This is a genomic window from Flagellimonas halotolerans (assembly GCF_035818535.1).
Taxonomy (GTDB): Bacteria; Bacteroidota; Bacteroidia; order Flavobacteriales; family Flavobacteriaceae; genus Flagellimonas; species Flagellimonas halotolerans.
The window spans coordinates 328,525-344,310 of sequence record NZ_JAYKYV010000001.1 but is presented as its reverse complement, the minus strand read 5'-3'; the positions used below and the strand labels follow the sequence as shown (position 1 = coordinate 344,310).

At 42.5% G+C, this 15,786-nt stretch carries 14 protein-coding genes; 12 read left to right on the top strand and 2 right to left on the bottom strand.

The window, feature by feature from the left end:
* The first annotated feature begins 46 nt into the window (after window positions 1-46).
* From VM932_RS01560 to VM932_RS01545, 4 genes are all read left to right on the top strand, one after another.
* Window positions 47-2,317, top strand: a complete 2,271-nt coding sequence (locus VM932_RS01560) for a TonB-dependent receptor (protein WP_326276829.1) — start codon at window positions 47-49, stop codon at window positions 2,315-2,317.
* A 74-nt stretch (window positions 2,318-2,391) separates the two neighbouring features.
* Window positions 2,392-2,682 carry a nucleotidyltransferase family protein gene (locus tag VM932_RS01555; RefSeq protein WP_326276828.1) on the top strand — a complete coding sequence of 97 codons (291 nt, stop codon included), beginning with the start codon at window positions 2,392-2,394 and terminating at the stop codon, window positions 2,680-2,682.
* Window positions 2,675-3,010 carry a HepT-like ribonuclease domain-containing protein gene (locus tag VM932_RS01550; protein WP_326276827.1) on the top strand — a complete coding sequence of 112 codons (336 nt, stop codon included), beginning with the start codon at window positions 2,675-2,677 and terminating at the stop codon, window positions 3,008-3,010. Before VM932_RS01555 ends, VM932_RS01550 begins: the two co-directional genes overlap by 8 nt.
* A gap of 82 nt (window positions 3,011-3,092) precedes the next feature.
* Entirely contained in the window at window positions 3,093-4,235 is a 1,143-nt protein-coding gene (locus VM932_RS01545; protein WP_326276826.1) for a lycopene cyclase family protein, read from the top strand.
* Here VM932_RS01545 and VM932_RS01540 read toward each other — a convergent pair.
* Entirely contained in the window at window positions 4,232-5,215 is a 984-nt protein-coding gene (locus VM932_RS01540) for a polyprenyl synthetase family protein (protein WP_326276825.1), read from the bottom strand. The two genes, VM932_RS01545 and VM932_RS01540, sit on opposite strands and share 4 nt — an antisense overlap.
* 173 nt (window positions 5,216-5,388) lie before the next feature.
* Here VM932_RS01540 and VM932_RS01535 point away from each other — a divergent pair, with 173 nt between their 5' ends.
* The 7 genes from VM932_RS01535 (at window position 5,389) to VM932_RS01505 (ending at window position 13,227) form a co-directional block, all read left to right on the top strand.
* Window positions 5,389-5,937, top strand: coding sequence for an RNA polymerase sigma factor (locus tag VM932_RS01535; protein ID WP_326276824.1), 549 nt, complete (start codon window positions 5,389-5,391; stop codon window positions 5,935-5,937).
* Window positions 5,927-6,358, top strand: coding sequence for a hypothetical protein (locus VM932_RS01530; RefSeq protein WP_326276823.1), 432 nt, complete (start codon window positions 5,927-5,929; stop codon window positions 6,356-6,358). The genes VM932_RS01535 and VM932_RS01530 overlap by 11 nt, the downstream gene beginning before the upstream one ends.
* Window positions 6,336-6,485 (top strand): hypothetical protein, encoded by a 150-nt coding sequence (locus VM932_RS01525; RefSeq protein WP_326276822.1) that lies wholly within the window; start codon window positions 6,336-6,338, stop codon window positions 6,483-6,485. Before VM932_RS01530 ends, VM932_RS01525 begins: the two co-directional genes overlap by 23 nt.
* Before the next feature lie 91 nt (window positions 6,486-6,576).
* Complete coding sequence (locus VM932_RS01520) at window positions 6,577-7,182, top strand: TetR/AcrR family transcriptional regulator (RefSeq protein ID WP_326276821.1); 606 nt, start codon at window positions 6,577-6,579, stop codon at window positions 7,180-7,182.
* The gene (locus tag VM932_RS01515; RefSeq protein WP_326276820.1) at window positions 7,183-8,514 is read left to right on the top strand and encodes a TolC family protein; all 1,332 of its coding nucleotides are present in this window, start codon (window positions 7,183-7,185) and stop codon (window positions 8,512-8,514) included. It abuts the gene before it with no gap.
* A gap of 24 nt (window positions 8,515-8,538) precedes the next feature.
* On the top strand, window positions 8,539-9,723 hold the full coding sequence (locus VM932_RS01510; protein ID WP_326276819.1) for an efflux RND transporter periplasmic adaptor subunit: 1,185 nt from the start codon (window positions 8,539-8,541) through the stop codon (window positions 9,721-9,723).
* 9 nt (window positions 9,724-9,732) lie between these two features.
* Window positions 9,733-13,227, top strand: coding sequence for an efflux RND transporter permease subunit (locus tag VM932_RS01505; RefSeq protein ID WP_326276818.1), 3,495 nt, complete (start codon window positions 9,733-9,735; stop codon window positions 13,225-13,227).
* A gap of 77 nt (window positions 13,228-13,304) precedes the next feature.
* Here the strand turns inward: VM932_RS01505 and VM932_RS01500 are convergent, their stop codons facing one another.
* Entirely contained in the window at window positions 13,305-13,655 is a 351-nt protein-coding gene (locus tag VM932_RS01500; RefSeq protein ID WP_326276817.1) for a toxin-antitoxin system YwqK family antitoxin, read from the bottom strand.
* 363 nt (window positions 13,656-14,018) lie between these two features.
* Between VM932_RS01500 and aspS the strand changes: the two genes are divergently transcribed.
* A complete protein-coding gene (aspS, locus tag VM932_RS01495) occupies window positions 14,019-15,767 on the top strand; it encodes an aspartate--tRNA ligase (protein ID WP_326276816.1) in 1,749 nt (582 codons plus the stop codon).
* Window positions 15,768-15,786 lie beyond the last annotated feature (19 nt).

Here is a 15,786-nt window from a genome sequence, read left to right as displayed (position 1 = left end):
TAACAAAATCTATTTTTAGTTTTGTCTAAATTTAATTTTATATACATTGAAAATAATTTATAGGCATATCATCTTTTTATGGCTTGGTTTGATAAGCAGTTGTTCTTTTGGGCAAACAGCATCTTTAAATGGAAAGGTTACGGACAACGGAGAACCAATACCCTTGACAAATGTGGTGTTGAAAGGAACCGAAATAGGAGCTGCTACGGATATTGATGGTCTATTTGAGTTGGCAAACGTTGAGCCAGGCGACTATGTATTATTGGTAACCTCTTTGGGGTATCAATCGTATCAAACCAAAATCAGCTTAAGCGCCAATGAATCAAAAACCATCAACATACAATTGGATGCTTCTGCACAAAGTTTGGATGAAACCGTGGTCACGGGCACCCTCAAACCCGTTAGCCGATTGGAAAGTCCCGTGCCCGTCGAGGTCTATTCCCCTAACTTTCTTAAAAAGAACCCTACTGCTAGTGTTTTTGATGCACTTCAAAACGTAAACGGGGTGCGTCCGCAGATCAATTGCAATGTGTGCAACACGGGAGATATTCACATCAACGGGTTAGAGGGACCATACACTTTGGTTCTTATCGATGGGATGCCCATAGTAAGTGGTTTGGGGACGGTTTATGGCCTTACGGGTATTCCCAATTCCTTGATTGAGCAGATTGAAATCGTAAAAGGCCCTGCTTCTTCACTTTACGGAAGTGAGGCTGTGGGTGGACTCATCAACATCATCACCAAAAATGCATTGAGCGCTCCGGAATTTTTTGCCGATGGCTTTGCCACGAGTTGGGGCGAGTACAATTTGGATGTGGGCAGTAAAATTGAAATTGGCCAAAAAACAGATCTTCTTTTGGGCGTCAATTATTTTAATTACGACATCCCCGTGGACAACAACGGCGATAATTTTACCGATCTGACCCTTCAAGATCGTATTTCCATTTTTCAAAAGTGGAATTTTGAGCGAAGCGATAACCGTTTGTTCTCTTTGGCGGGACGCTTTTTTTATGAGGATCGTTGGGGTGGCGAAATGCAATGGACGCCGGAGTATCGTGGTGGCGATGAAATTTATGGCGAAAGCATCTACACCCGTAGATGGGAGGTGTTGGGGAAATATCAATTGCCTCTGGAAGAAAAACTCCTCTTGTCATTTTCCTATAATGACCACAACCAGAACTCGGTGTATGGCGATACGGAATATTTGGCAGACCAGCGCATTGGTTTTGCTCAGCTCACTTGGGACAAAATCGCCGGCAATCACGATTTGCTGTTCGGAAGTGCGATTCGGTACAATTATTATGACGACAATACACCTGCGACCACTGAGGCCGATAACATTTGGATTCCGAGTCTTTTTGCGCAGGATGAATACAGTTTTGCGCCCAAACATTCCTTTTTGGTGGGGCTTCGGTATGATTATGACCAAAGACACGGCAATATTTTAACTCCCCGGGCCGCCTACAAATGGAAGGTTTCCAACAACGATATTTTTCGGGTGAACGCTGGAACGGGATTTCGCGTAGTCAATTTGTTTACGGAGGAACACGCAGCATTGACCGGTGCGCGGGAAGTGATTATTGCTGAAGAGCTGAAACCCGAACGGTCAGTTAATGTCAACATCAACTATTTGAAGAAGATTTATAGTGATAACGGCACCTTTATCGGACTTGATGCTTCGGCATTCCACACTAGATTTTCCAACGTAATCTTGCCTGATTACGAGACCGATCCCAACCAAATCATTTATGATAATCTGGATGGAAAATCAGTTTCGCAAGGGGTAAGTGCCAATTTGGATATTGCTTTTCCGAGCAGTTTTAAGATTATGGTCGGGGCCACTTGGCAGGATGTGAGCAGTACCGAAAACGGAGTGACCCAGCAACAGATTCTAACCGAAAGCATTACCGCTACATGGAATTTATCATACACCTTTCACTCGTTAAAATTGACAGCGGACTATACGGGAAATTTATACGGCCCCATGCGATTGCCCCTTTTGGGTGACCTGGACCCGAGACAGGAATATTCTCCTACGTGGAGTATCCAGAACATCCAGTTTACCTACAAAGGATTGAACAATTTTGAAGTTTACGGAGGTATCAAAAACCTGTTGGATTGGACGCCGAACCGGGGCAATCCCTTTATCATTGCCCGAGCCAACGACCCGTTTGACAAAGAAGTGACTTTTGACAGTTCTGGTAATGCCGTGGCTACACCGAACAATCCCTACGCCCTTACTTTTGACCCCGCCTACGTGTACGGCCCCAACCAAGGCATCCGCGGGTTCTTTGGATTGCGGTATACGGTTTTTTAATACCAAAATGGTTTAATTCACCCCAAGAGTATTCCAAAAAAGAATATTTTTAGAGGGAATTGTTAACTTTGAGTGTGGAAACAACCCAAAATATAGTAAACAAACTTTCAAAGCTTAAGGTACGTTTAAAAGAACGCTACCCCATATCCTCTATGGCTTTGTTTGGTTCCTACGCTCGTAATGAGCAAACAGATACCAGCGACATTGATATTATGGTAGAATTTGATGGGAAAATAGGAATCAGATTTATCGATTTGGCCAACGAGATTGAAAAAGCTTTGGGTCTAAAAGTAGATTTGGTTTCCAAAAAGGGTATCAAAGAGCAATATCTTAACACCATTCTATCCGACTTGATTTATGTCTAAAAGAGACTATTCCCTTTTAATTGGCGATATGGTTGAATCTGCACGAAAGATTTTATTATATACCAAAGACATGGGGTTTGATGACTTTGAAGATGATGGTAAAACCGTGGACGCAGTTATCAGAAATTTTGAAATTATCGGTGAAGCGGCCAACCGCTTGAGCGAAGACTACAAATCCGATAACCCAGAAATTGAATGGAATCATTTAAGAGGTTTCCGAAATCGCATTGTTCACGAATATTTTGGAATTGATCTAGAAATTGTTTGGCAGATTATTGAAGATGATTTACTTAATCTTATTGAAGCCTTGACCGATAAACTTCAATAGCAATTCGCACTGTACATCCTGCTTTAAAGTATTCATGCTTTTATAAAAATCTTTATTCCTTCTTTCCCCTATCTTTGAACCCATGCCCAACTACGATTACATCATTATAGGAGCGGGAGCTGCTGGCCTGTTGTTGGCCGATGCCTTGGGCAAGGACAAATTCTTTGCTTCCAAATCCATTTTAATAATTGACAAGGACGACAAGTCCAAAAACGATCGAACTTGGTGCTTTTGGGAACGGGGCAATGGCCCGTTTGATGATTTAATCCATAAAACTTGGGACAACATTTATGTGGGCGGACTGCAACTTGAAAAATCCACCTCCATTTCACCCTACACTTACAAAATGCTTCGCAGTATTGACTTCTACAATCACTTTTTACCAAAGGTAAAAACCTATCCCAACATTACTTGGCTTCAGGAAGAAGTAACCGATATCCAAGAGCAAGAAAATGAGGTTTTGGTAACCACCCAATCACAGACCTCTACGGGCAAAAAGGTGTTTTCCAGCTTGTACGACGCATCAATTTCAACTAAACAGAAGGAGTTTCCCGTTTTGCAACAACACTTTTTGGGATGGCAAATAAAAACCGACCAGTCTGTTTTTAATCCGGGCGAAGCTACTTTTATGGACTTCTCCGTCCCCCAAAAAGGCAATACACGTTTTATGTATGTGCTTCCAATTTCAGAAACAGAAGCCTTGGTGGAATACACCCTGTTTTCAGAGCATCTTTTGGAGAAAAGCGAGTACGAAGAGGCCATCAAAACATACATTAAAGAAAAATATAACAATACCAAATACGCCATTGTGGAAACTGAGTTTGGCAGCATTCCCATGACCTGCTATCCATTTCATCAACACAACACCGACCGTGTTTCCCGCATCGGTATCGCAGGGGGTTGGGCCAAACCAAGCACAGGCTACACGTTTTATAACACGAGCCAGCAAGTGCCCAAATTGGTAAGTCATCTGAAAACCGGGAAACCGTTGTCCGAGTTCCATCAAAAAAGCAGGTTTTTGTTCTACGATATGCTTTTGCTGGACATTTTATATGAGAGCAATCATCTAGGACACGAAATCTTCGAGTCAATGTTCAAAAGAAGAAAGGCTTCCTTGATTTTGAAATTCCTGGAGAACGAGACCAATCTGTGGGAAGAGCTAAAAATTGTGACCGCACCCAAACCGATGCCGTTTATAAGAGCATTGTTCAAACGGCTGTTTTAAACGGTTCGCTCCATCAAACTTTCGCCAAATTGCTTTAGCAAGGCTTTGTTTTTTTCTGGAAGGTCGGTATTTGCCAAAGCATCAAATGCTTTTTGGGTAAACTCTTGGATGGCTTTTTTGGTTTCCTCCACTACCCCGCTTTCCTTAAAAATGGTTTTCACCGCATCCACTTTCGCTGTGGAATCTTCAGGTTTAATGGAATACAGATGCAACAAGCCATCTTGATCATCTTTGGAGGCTTTTTCCAAGGATTTTAGGAACAAATAGGTCTTTTTGTTCTCCATAATGTCCCCACCAACCTGTTTTCCAAAGGTTTTGGGGTCGCCAAAGGCATCCAAATAATCATCTTGCAACTGAAAGGCAATGCCCAGATTGCGTCCAAACTCGTAAATCGCATCGGCATCTTTTTTTGGAGCATTGGCTACGATGGCTCCCATCTTCATGGCGGCTGCGACCAACACAGAGGTCTTGTACTCTATCATTTTAAGATATTCGGGAATGGTAACATCGTCCCGGGTCTCAAAGTCCACATCGTATTGTTGGCCTTCGCATACTTCCAATGCGGTTTTACTGAACAATTTTGTGAGTTCTTTGTATGTTTCCGCTGGGTAGCTTTCAAAAAATTGATAGGACAGAATCAACATGGCGTCACCAGAAAGGATTCCCGTATTAACATCCCATCTTTCATGCACCGTTGTTTTTCCGCGTCGAAGCGGGGCATCGTCCATAATATCATCGTGCACCAACGAAAAGTTGTGGAACATTTCCACTGCCAATGCTGCATCCAGGGCATCCTCCGCTTTTACGCCAAAGGCCTCGGCCGTCATCAAAGTAAGTATGGGACGCATTCGTTTGCCTCCCAATCCTAAAATATAGTGAACAGGTTCGTAAAGGTTTTTGGGCTCCCCCAGCTTTATCCTTGTTTGTAAGTGCGTAACAAACTGTTCCCTATACTGACCAATGATATCGATATCTGACATGAAGCCAAAAATACGTGCAAATATTTAATTTAAGGTTGGCGTATTAGTTTAAAAGAGGATTACAAAGCATCCAAATCCACAAAAAAGCATCCTTTCAAAAAAAATTGTGGAGAAACTGCAATAGAAAATAATTTCTTCGTCTCTATAGATGAAAAGCAACCCGAACCATCTGAATGGCAGCCAAAACCGATAACCGAAATAACCTGACCGACTTCTTTAATGAGGAGTATGGCTCGTTGCGCTCTTATGTGCAGTCGAGGATTCAGGATACATCGGAACGGGATGCCGAGGATATTGTGCAGGATGTGGCCCTGCGGATGTTTTCCAGATCGGATGATGCCATACCCATAACCAATGTTGGTGGGTTTGTGTACAATGCCATTCGCAATAGGATCATTGATATTATGCGTGGTAAAAAAGAGAGAAAGTTGTCCAGCGAGGATATTGACCAACAATGGCGGGAGTTTGCGGATTTCTTTTATGGCGATGCGGATAACAGCTATTCACAAGAGATGGAACAAGCCCTAAAAAAAGCGGTAGAAGATTTGAAGCCCGCATATCGCGATATTGTGATTGCCATAGATTTTGAAGGATACAATTACAAACAAATAGCAGAAAGAACCGGGATACCGGCAGGTACGTTAATGTCCAGAAGACACCGTGCCATGTCGGAACTATCAAAAAAATTAGAGAATATTAAAGAACTGAGTTATGGAACATAAAAAAGAATTCGAGAAAGCCGTGGAAAAAAAGGTGAAGAGCACCGTAAAAAAAGTGGTCAAAATTGCCGCCATGGTCATTTTGGGGGTCCTGATCTTTCTGTTGGCCAATTATGTATTGATGCGCTTATGGAACTGGCTCATGCCCGACCTTTTCGGCGTGGGAACGGTTACCTACTGGCAGGCCCTGGGCATTTTTGTATTGGCAAAGCTTCTATTTGGCTTTGGCGGCGGCGGTAAGGGCAAAGGAGGTTCAAGTCACAAAAAGAAGATTAAATCGTCCAACAAGTGTGGTTCTTGGAGAAGGGATTTTGATGAGTGGAAACACTACGATCAATTTTGGAAAGAAGAAGGCGAAGAAGCATTCAAAGCATATATAGAAAAAATCAAAAACGAAAATCATGATAAATCAAAAGAAGAATAATCCAAAGAAGAAGTATTTACTTCAGTTCAGTCCCTTTTTTTGGCGGTTGGGAAACATTCGTACCGAAACCGACAACAACGACCGCCAAATTCCCCATGTGTTCAACGATAGTACAGAGTCCAGTTAAAATAAACCTTAAACCCATCGTTAAAAAATTGTAAAACCGAGGAAACTTTTTTTGTTTTTAAAGTTTCCATACCTACATTTGCTCCCTGATTATGAGGGAAAATATTATACAAAAGGCAACTGAAATGTTCTTAAACCTAGGGTTTAAGAGCGTTACCATGGACGACTTGGCACAGGAGATGGGAATATCCAAAAAAACGATTTACTCCCATTTTAAGAACAAAACAGAATTGGTGGAACAGACCGCAATAACAATGTCGGATACTATCACCTGCGGCATAGACGATATTGTTGGGTTCAAGAAAAACCCAATTGAAGAACTGTACGAAATCAAAAAATTTATAATGGTACACTTAAAGGACGAAAAATCATCCCCATTGTACCAACTGCAAAAGTATTATCCAAAAATCTATACCTCACTTAAAGAAATACAATTTGAATGCACCCACCGTTGTATTGCCGAAAACGTGAAAAGAGGCATGGAGCTGGGCATTTACAGGGATAACCTAAATGTTGAATTTGTATCCAGAATATACTTTACCGGTGTTACCAGCATCAAGGACAATAATTTGTTCCCAACAGAAATATTCAGCAAACCTGAATTATTGGACTATTATTTGGAATATCACCTTAGGGGGATTGTAACGCCCAAGGGAAGAAATGTACTCAACTCAATCATCAATTCAAATCAAGAATAAATGCAAAAAACACTAATCACCTTACTATTTATATTGCCCTGGTTGGCATCCGCTCAAGATACCATACCTAGTTTCAGCTTGGATCAGGCCATAATGTATGCTTTGGAACACAATTACAGTGCTCAAAATGCAGAGAGGGACATTGTGGACGCCCAAAAACAAAAATGGGAAACCATTGCATCGGGACTTCCCCAGATCAATGGGGCCATAAGTTACCAAAACCAGTTAAAGCAACCTGTTTCACAAATTCCTGCCGAATTTTTTGGCGGGGAACCCGGAACATACCAAGAAGTGGTTTTTGGACAGGCACAATCCATCTCGGCAACGGCTACTTTGACCCAACAAATATTTGACGGATCGTACATTGTAGGCGTACAGGCCACCAAAACCTTTTTGGACTATAGCCAGAACACTAAGGAAAAAACCGAATTGGATGTGCGAAAATCGGTGGTGGAAGCCTACGGCAATGTGCTTTTGGCACAGGAAAGTGTAAAGATTTCCGAAAAAAACAAAGCGACCCTGGAAGAAAACCTTTACGAGACCAAGCGTATTTACGAAAACGGCCTCGGTGATGAGGAAAGTGTGGACCAGTTGCAGATTACGCTCTCCACGGTGGACAACCAACTTAAAAATGCACGCCGCATGGAGAAGATAACCCTGCAAATGTTGAACTTGATGTTAGGGCTCCCCATTGAAACACCTACCGTGTTGACCGAGAATTTGGATGACCTCTCCCAAAGCCAAATTGATTTAGGATTGATCGATACCGAGTTCAATATAGAGAACAATGTGGATTACAAATTGGCGGCCAACCTCAACGAGCAGCGTTACTTTGAATTAAAACTGGCCAAAAGCCGCGCTTTGCCAACACTCAATGCCTTTATCAATTACGGGGGAAACTCCTTCAGTAACAATTTCAACTTTTTGGACAGTGGCCAACAATGGTTCGGTTCCTCCATTTTGGGGGTCGACCTCAACATTCCAATTTTCAGCTCTTTAAAAAGAAGTGCCAGTACACAACGTGCCAAGATTGCCCTGGAAAAGGCAAAAACCCGGTTCACCGAGGCACAGGAGCAAATCCGCCTTCAATTGGAAAGCGCCAAGAGCGATTACATCCTTGCCATAGAGCAATACGGCACGTCCAAGGACAATTTGGAACTGGCGGAACGCATCGAAAAAAAGAATCAAATCAAATATTCCGAAGGTTTGGCGACCAGTTTTGAATTGAGACAGGCCCAGACCCAATTATATACCAGTCAACAAGAATATTTACAATCCATGGTCGATGTGATCAACAAGAAAATAGCACTGGAAAACATTTTAAATCAATAATCTAAAGGAGAAAACCATTCCATCATGAAAAAAGCAATATATATATCACTAATAGCTGCAGTTCTTGCTTCATGCGGGGGCAGCGGCAGCAATTCTTTGGACGAAGTAATTGCCAGCAAGGATGTGGAAGCCATTCGAGCAAAACGAAATTCCGTTACCGAAGAACTTAAAACACTTGAGAATCAAGTTAAGAAGTTGGACGAAGCCATTGCAGAACTGGACGACAATTCAAAACTGCCATTGGTATCTACAATTACCGTAAATCCTAAAAAATTCCAGCACTTTTTAGAATTACAGGGCGATGTTAAAACAGACCAAAATGTACTGGTTTATCCAGAAATGGCCGGTACCCTTTACCGTGTGTACGTTGAAGAGGGACAACGGGTGTCCAAAGGCCAGTTATTGGCTTCGATTGATGACGGCGGACTCTCAAGCCAATTGGCTCAATTGAAAACCCAAGCGGAATTGAGCAAAACCACTTTTGAACGCCAAAAAAGGCTTTGGGAGCAAAATATCGGTTCCGAGATCCAATACCTACAGGCCAAGACCAATTACGAGGCCCAACAAAATGCGGTGAAACAAATGGAAAGCCAAATTGAAAAATCTTCCATTCGGGCTCCATTTTCGGGCATTGTGGACGATGTGATTAAAGATCAAGGAACGGTGGTAAGCCCAGGGCCAGGTTCCGAGGTTTTTAGAATAGTGAACCTTTCGGACATGTACATTGATGTGGAGGTGCCAGAAGCCCATTTGCCCAATGTAACCCCTGGTAAACTGGTAGACGCCTATTTCCCCGTTTTGGGAGAAACCATTACCACCAAAGTACGCCAAACTGGAAATTTCATCAATCCCAGCAACCGCTCCTTTATTGCAGAAATACCTGTGCCCAACAAGAATGGCCATATAAAACCGAATCTAACGGCACAGGTAAAGATCAACGATTATACCAATGAAAACGCCATCCTTATACCACAAAGTATAGTTTCGGAAAATGCAGAGGGTGAACAATATGTGTATGCTATCCGGGAAGATAATGGTGAGTTTACCGCCAAAAAATTAATTATCAAACCAGGTAAAAAACAAGGCGATTATCTAGAAGTTCTTGAAGGTATTTCGGCTGGAAACCAAGTAATAGTTGAAGGTGCCCGCAGCATAAGGGATGGGCAAACTGTCAAAGTACTGGACACAACCACAACCGCAAAAAACTAATTCACCAAAATGGAAAAAGCTAAAAAGAACGCAAACAAGGAATTCCGCCTTTCATCGTGGGCCATAGACAATCCGTCTGTGATCTATGTAATGATCGGGTTGTTCTTTATCATAGGTTTGTCTTCCTATTTTGCCATGCCCAGGGAAGATTTCCCTGAAGTGGAAGAAACCAAAATATATGTAAGTACCGTGTATCCCGGCAATACGGCTGAGGATATGGAGCGTTTGATCACCGACCCTCTCGAAGATGTGCTCAAAAATGTGAGCAACGTGGTCGAAATCACTTCAACTTCACAAGAAGACTACTCCATGATCATTGTTGAGTTTGATGAAGAAATTTCGGTCGAAAACGCAAAACAAGAAGTAAAAGACGAAGTTGATACCGAAAAAGCCGGTGAAGACTGGCCCATTTTCAACGGGGCAAAGGTAGAGCCCAATGTTTTTGACCTGAACTTGGCGGAATCCTTTCCGATAATGAACGTGAACCTCACGGGAGATTATCCTGTGGAAAAGCTAAAAGAGTTTGCCGAATATTTGGAAGATGAAATTGAAGACCTCCCCCTAATAAAAGAGGTAGATATAAGAGGTGCGCAGGAAAAAGAGGTCGAAATAGCGGTAGATGTTTATAAAATGATGGCTTCCAGGGTTAGCTTTGATGATGTCATCCAGGCCATATCCAACGGAAACATCACCATGTCCGCCGGTAACATGATCACCAGCGGCCAACGTAGGACCATACGCATTTTGGGCGAGGTCGAAAAACCCTCAGAACTGGAAAACTTTGTGGTCAAATCCGAAAACGGGGCCATTTATCTGCGGGATATTGCCACTGTATCGTTTACCGAGGAAGACAAGACCACCTATGCTAGGGAACACGGTTCTCCAGTGGTCATGTTGGACATTAAAAAAAGATCGGGTAAAAATACCATTGAAGCATCTGAACTTATACGGGATTTGGTGGATGAGGCCAAGGAAAATTACTTTCCAAAAGACCTAACCGTTAGCATTGCCAACGATTCCTCCAGCAGGACCCTGAACCAAGTGGATGATTTGGTAAACAACATCATTTTCGGGATTATACTCGTTGTAACCGTATTGATGTTTTTCTTAGGCTTTAGAAACGCCCTTTTTGTTGGTTTTGCCATACCCATGTCCATGTTCATGTCTTTCATGATTCTTACGGCCTTGGGTTATACGCTCAATACCATGATCCTCTTTGGATTGATCATGGGACTTGGTATGTTGGTTGACAATGGGGTTGTTGTGGTCGAAAACGTATATCGACTCATGGAGCAAGAAGGCATGTCCCGCAAAGAAGCTGCCAAAAAAGGTATTGGTGAAATTGCCATACCCATCATCATATCCACGGCAACCACGGTTGCTGCTTTTGTTCCCTTGGGAATGTGGCCGGGCATTATGGGCGAATTCATGATTTTCTTCCCCATTACATTGTCCGTGGTTCTAGGTTCTTCATTGTTCGTGGCCATATTCATGAACTCTATGTTGGTCTCGCAGTTTATGCAGATTGGTGAAAAGGAACTCACCAAAAAACAATTGATCAGACTCAGCATAATTTTAGGGGTGTTCGGACTGTTCATATACATTGTAGGAGGACCCGTTCGTGGCCTTGGCACATTAATGATAGTCGTCGGCATCATGTTCTGGATATACAAATATTTCTTGAAGCCATGGGCACGGGGATTTCAGACCAATAGCTTGGTAAAACTTGAAAACTTTTACGAACGTCAGTTAAAAAAAGCGCTCAAAGGCAGAAATGTGTATTGGTACTTTGGACTTACCTCGCTTCTCTTGATTTTATCATTTGTTTTCTTCGGGATGTCGTTGCAAACACAACGTACAAAAGTGGAGTTTTTTCCAGACAATACGCCCAACGAAATTTATGTGTACATCGAGTATCCACAGGGAACCGATATAGAAAAGACCAATGCCATCACAAAAAAAATTGAGGAAAGGGTCTATGGTGTAACCGGTAGGAGCAAATACAACAAAGGGGACTTCAATTACCTGGTTCAATCCAGCGTATCCCAAGTAGGTAAGGGAGCCGAAAACCCATTTACCGAGGGAGGTTCTGCTGCAGAAATGCCCCATCGCGGTAAAATTACGCTCTCCATGCGCGAGTTTAAATACAGGAACGGGCTGGATACCGAAGAACTTCGCCAACAAATTCAAGATACATTGTCCGGTGTGTACCCAGGTGTAACCATTTCCGTTGAAAAGGATGCTGTTGGCCCCCCTGCCGGCTATCCCATCAATATAGAGATAGAAGGCCAAAATTATGATACCTTGATAAGCACCGCTGAACGCATGCGCAACTTTATCAACAGCAAGAACATTGCGGGTATCGAAGAGCTTAAAATCGATGTGAATAAAGGTAAGCCCGGCATACAGGTTACAGTGAACAGGGCCAAAGCAGGAGAGCTGGGTGTTTCCGTAGCTCAAGTTGGACAGCAATTGCGTAGATCTATTTTTGGCGATAAAGCTGGGGTTTACAAAAAAGACGGTGAAGACTACGACATTAATGTTCGTTTTAACCAAGATCTTCGTTACAATACCAGTGCCTTGTTCGACCAAAAAATCATTTTTAGGGATCCCTCCAACGGTCAAATAAAGGAAATTCCCATTTCTGCCGTGGCAAACCAAGAAAACACCTCATCGTTCAGCGCCATTAAGCACGTCGATACCAAACGGGTGGTGACGGTATACTCCGCCTTAAAACCCGGGTTTACAGATGCCGGTGCCATTGTTGCTGAAATCCAGGAAGAAATGCAGGAATTCAAAGGCCTTCCCGAGGGGGTGAAAATTGATTTTACCGGCCAAATTGAGGAACAAGAAAAGCAAATGTCCTTTTTAGTAAGCGCATTCTTTTTGGGACTGGGATTGATCATGCTTCTTTTAATTTTCCAATTTGGCGGCATCTCCAAGCCCGCTATAATCATGATGGCCATATTCCTCAGTTTTATAGGCGTGTTTGGAGGATTGATCATAACAGGGTGGCCATTTGTTATTATGATGACCATGATGGGAATTATTTCCTTGGCAGGAATTGTGGTAAATAATGGTGTGGTACTGCTTGATTACATCCAAATCCTTATTGATCGAAAAAAAGTGGAGCTAGGAATTTCCGATGATGAACTGCTGAACCGTGAAGATGTTACGGATGCCATAATAAGGGGAGGGAAAGCACGTTTGCGCCCGGTTATACTAACAGCCATTACAACCGTTTTAGGATTGATTCCATTGGCCATAGGATTAAACATCAACTTCGTTAGCCTGTTCTCCGATTTTGATGCACAGGTTTACATGGGTGGTGACAATGTTATATTTTGGGGCCCGTTGGCCTGGACGGTAATTTTTGGCCTGATTGTGGCCACATTCCTAACATTGGTTATTGTGCCCGTACTGTTCAATATTAGTTACAGACTTAAAATATGGATCCAAAAGTTAAGGACCAAAAACCTTAAACCTGAAGCAGCAAGTGAATAATGGTTTATCCATAAATAATAGAAAATAGAAAAGCCCCGGCCAAATTGGCCGGGGCTTTTTTAAACTACTGATTTATCCTATTGGTTTACCGTAACGGCATCTCCTTCGTTCCAGTTTTTTACTTGCACTATACGGTTGTCCGTAAAGTCCACTTCGCGTAATCCATCGTTTTTCCAAAAAAACCATTTACCGGTTCTTTCTCCATTTTCGTATTGGCCAGTGGCAATTTTTTCACCTTCAACATTGAACATTACCCAATTACCATGTAATTTTCCGTTCAACATATAACCTGTTTGGGCAATTTCACCATTGTCATGAAAATAAGTGGCTTTCACCATTTTTCCCATTTTCTCAAAGGTCGGCTTTGCATCTTGGGCAGATACGATAACCGCAAACATCACCGCCAAAAATAATATTGCTTTTTTCATTCTTTATGGGATTTAATATTGTTTATTCCTAATGATAACGTATCAAATTTACTTAAATTTTACGTTAATCACACATTTAAATAACTTTTAGTTTACATTAAATTAACTTTAATATTTTAATTAATTGTTATTCAGTAAGTTAATTTTTAATTAAATACTACCAATCTGTACTTTTAGCGAATATTTTTACTCATAATCGTTCAATACTGCCCAATTGACCGCTTACAATGTTAATTTAACGTTAAGCAGGCCTCAATTATGCAATCACTTCTCCCTTCAAAAAAAATCGACAAACAGAAAATGGGCATATCTCCTAAAAAATAGCCACATTCCTATTAAATTTGCGCTCTCATAACAAACATCATGTACAGAAGCAATACTTGTGGTGCATTAAGGGCATCGGATATAGGTTCGGAAGTTATTTTAAGTGGATGGGTGCACAAGCTCCGCGACAAAGGTTTTGTAGCTTGGGTAGACCTGCGTGACCGCTATGGCATCACCCAATTGGTTTTTGACCAGGAACGCACTTCCAAGGAATTGCTTGAACAGGCTAGGGAACTTGGTCGTGAAACCGTTATCCAAGCCAAGGGCGAGGTTATTGAACGTGCTTCCAAAAACCCTAATATTCCCACTGGTGATATTGAGGTACTGGTCAAAGAACTTACCCTCTTGAACAAGTCCCTCCTGCCTCCTTTTACCATTGAAGATGAGACCGATGGCGGGGAAGACATCCGTATGAAATACCGTTACTTGGATATCCGTAGAAATCCAGTAAAGAACAAGCTCATCTTTAGGCATAAAGTAACCATGGAGGTTAGGAAATATCTATCCGACCAAGGCTTTATCGATATTGAAACTCCATATTTGATAAAATCCACTCCCGAAGGAGCTAGGGACTTTTTGGTGCCCAGCCGAATGAACGAAGGTCAGTTCTACGCCCTGCCCCAGTCCCCACAAACCTTTAAACAATTACTAATGGTCGGAGGAATGGATAAGTACTTCCAAATTGTAAAATGTTTTAGGGATGAAGACCTCCGTGCCGACCGCCAACCAGAGTTTACACAAATAGACTGCGAAATGGCCTTTGTGGAGCAAGAGGACATCTTGAACACATTTGAAGGTTTGACCAAGCATCTTTTGAAAGAAATCAAAGGTGTGGAAATAGGTGAGTTCCCGAGAATGACTTATGATGATGCCATGCGCCTGTACGGGAACGACAAACCCGACATTCGCTTTGGAATGCAGTTCGGCGAGCTCAGCCATGTGGCCCAGCACAAAGATTTTAACGTGTTCAACTCCGCGGAATTGGTGGTGGGAATCGCTGTTCCGGGAGCTGCTTCGTATACCAGAAAAGAAATAGACAAACTGGTGGATTGGGTAAAACGCCCACAAGTGGGCGCAAAAGGAATGGTCTATGTTAAGTGCAACGAAGATGGCACCTATAAATCTTCCGTGGATAAATTCTACGACCAAGAAGACTTGGCCAAATGGGCCGAGGTAACCGGGGCCAAACCAGGCGACCTCATCTGTGTACTATCCGGAAACACCAACGAAACCCGTGCACAATTGAGCGCTTTGCGCATGGAATTAGCAACTCGTTTGGGACTCAGAAAGGCTCATGAATTTGCCCCATTGTGGGTAGTGGATTTCCCATTATTGGAACTGGACGAAGAAACCGGTAAATACCACGCAATGCACCACCCATTTACCTCACCAAAACCTGGCCAATTGGAATTGTTGGATTCAAAACCAGGGGAAGTAAAGGCCAACGCCTACGATTTGGTATTGAATGGAAACGAAATCGGTGGAGGCTCCATAAGAATTTATGATAAAGAGACTCAAGCCACCATATTTAAACATTTGGGCTTTACCCCAGAAGAAGCGAAGGCCCAGTTTGGCTTTTTAATGGATGCATTCCAATACGGAGCACCCCCCCATGGCGGTATCGCATTTGGACTGGACAGATTGGTGGCCATTTTGGGCGGACAGGAAACCATTCGGGATTACATTGCGTTCCCCAAAAACAATAGCGGACGCGATGTTATGATCGATGCCCCAGCAAACATTGACGAAGAACAGTTGAAAGAGCTCCATTTAAAATTGGACTTGTGATATAAAGTAAATCCCGCTT

What these genes read in the sequence shown, in the direction of transcription:
- VM932_RS01550 (WP_326276827.1), top strand. Translation starts at nt 2,675, where the DNA reads ATGTCTAAAAGAGACTATTCCCTTTTAATTGGCGATATGGTTGAATCT.
- VM932_RS01545 (WP_326276826.1), top strand. Translation starts at nt 3,093, where the DNA reads ATGCCCAACTACGATTACATCATTATAGGAGCGGGAGCTGCTGGCCTG.
- VM932_RS01540 (WP_326276825.1), bottom strand. Translation starts at nt 5,215, where the DNA reads ATGTCAGATATCGATATCATTGGTCAGTATAGGGAACAGTTTGTTACG.
- VM932_RS01535 (WP_326276824.1), top strand. Translation starts at nt 5,389, where the DNA reads ATGGCAGCCAAAACCGATAACCGAAATAACCTGACCGACTTCTTTAAT.
- VM932_RS01530 (WP_326276823.1), top strand. Translation starts at nt 5,927, where the DNA reads ATGGAACATAAAAAAGAATTCGAGAAAGCCGTGGAAAAAAAGGTGAAG.
- VM932_RS01525 (WP_326276822.1), top strand. Translation starts at nt 6,336, where the DNA reads ATGATAAATCAAAAGAAGAATAATCCAAAGAAGAAGTATTTACTTCAG.
- VM932_RS01520 (WP_326276821.1), top strand. Translation starts at nt 6,577, where the DNA reads ATGAGGGAAAATATTATACAAAAGGCAACTGAAATGTTCTTAAACCTA.
- VM932_RS01515 (WP_326276820.1), top strand. Translation starts at nt 7,183, where the DNA reads ATGCAAAAAACACTAATCACCTTACTATTTATATTGCCCTGGTTGGCA.
- VM932_RS01510 (WP_326276819.1), top strand. Translation starts at nt 8,539, where the DNA reads ATGAAAAAAGCAATATATATATCACTAATAGCTGCAGTTCTTGCTTCA.
- VM932_RS01505 (WP_326276818.1), top strand. Translation starts at nt 9,733, where the DNA reads ATGGAAAAAGCTAAAAAGAACGCAAACAAGGAATTCCGCCTTTCATCG.
- VM932_RS01500 (WP_326276817.1), bottom strand. Translation starts at nt 13,655, where the DNA reads ATGAAAAAAGCAATATTATTTTTGGCGGTGATGTTTGCGGTTATCGTA.
- aspS (WP_326276816.1), top strand. Translation starts at nt 14,019, where the DNA reads ATGTACAGAAGCAATACTTGTGGTGCATTAAGGGCATCGGATATAGGT.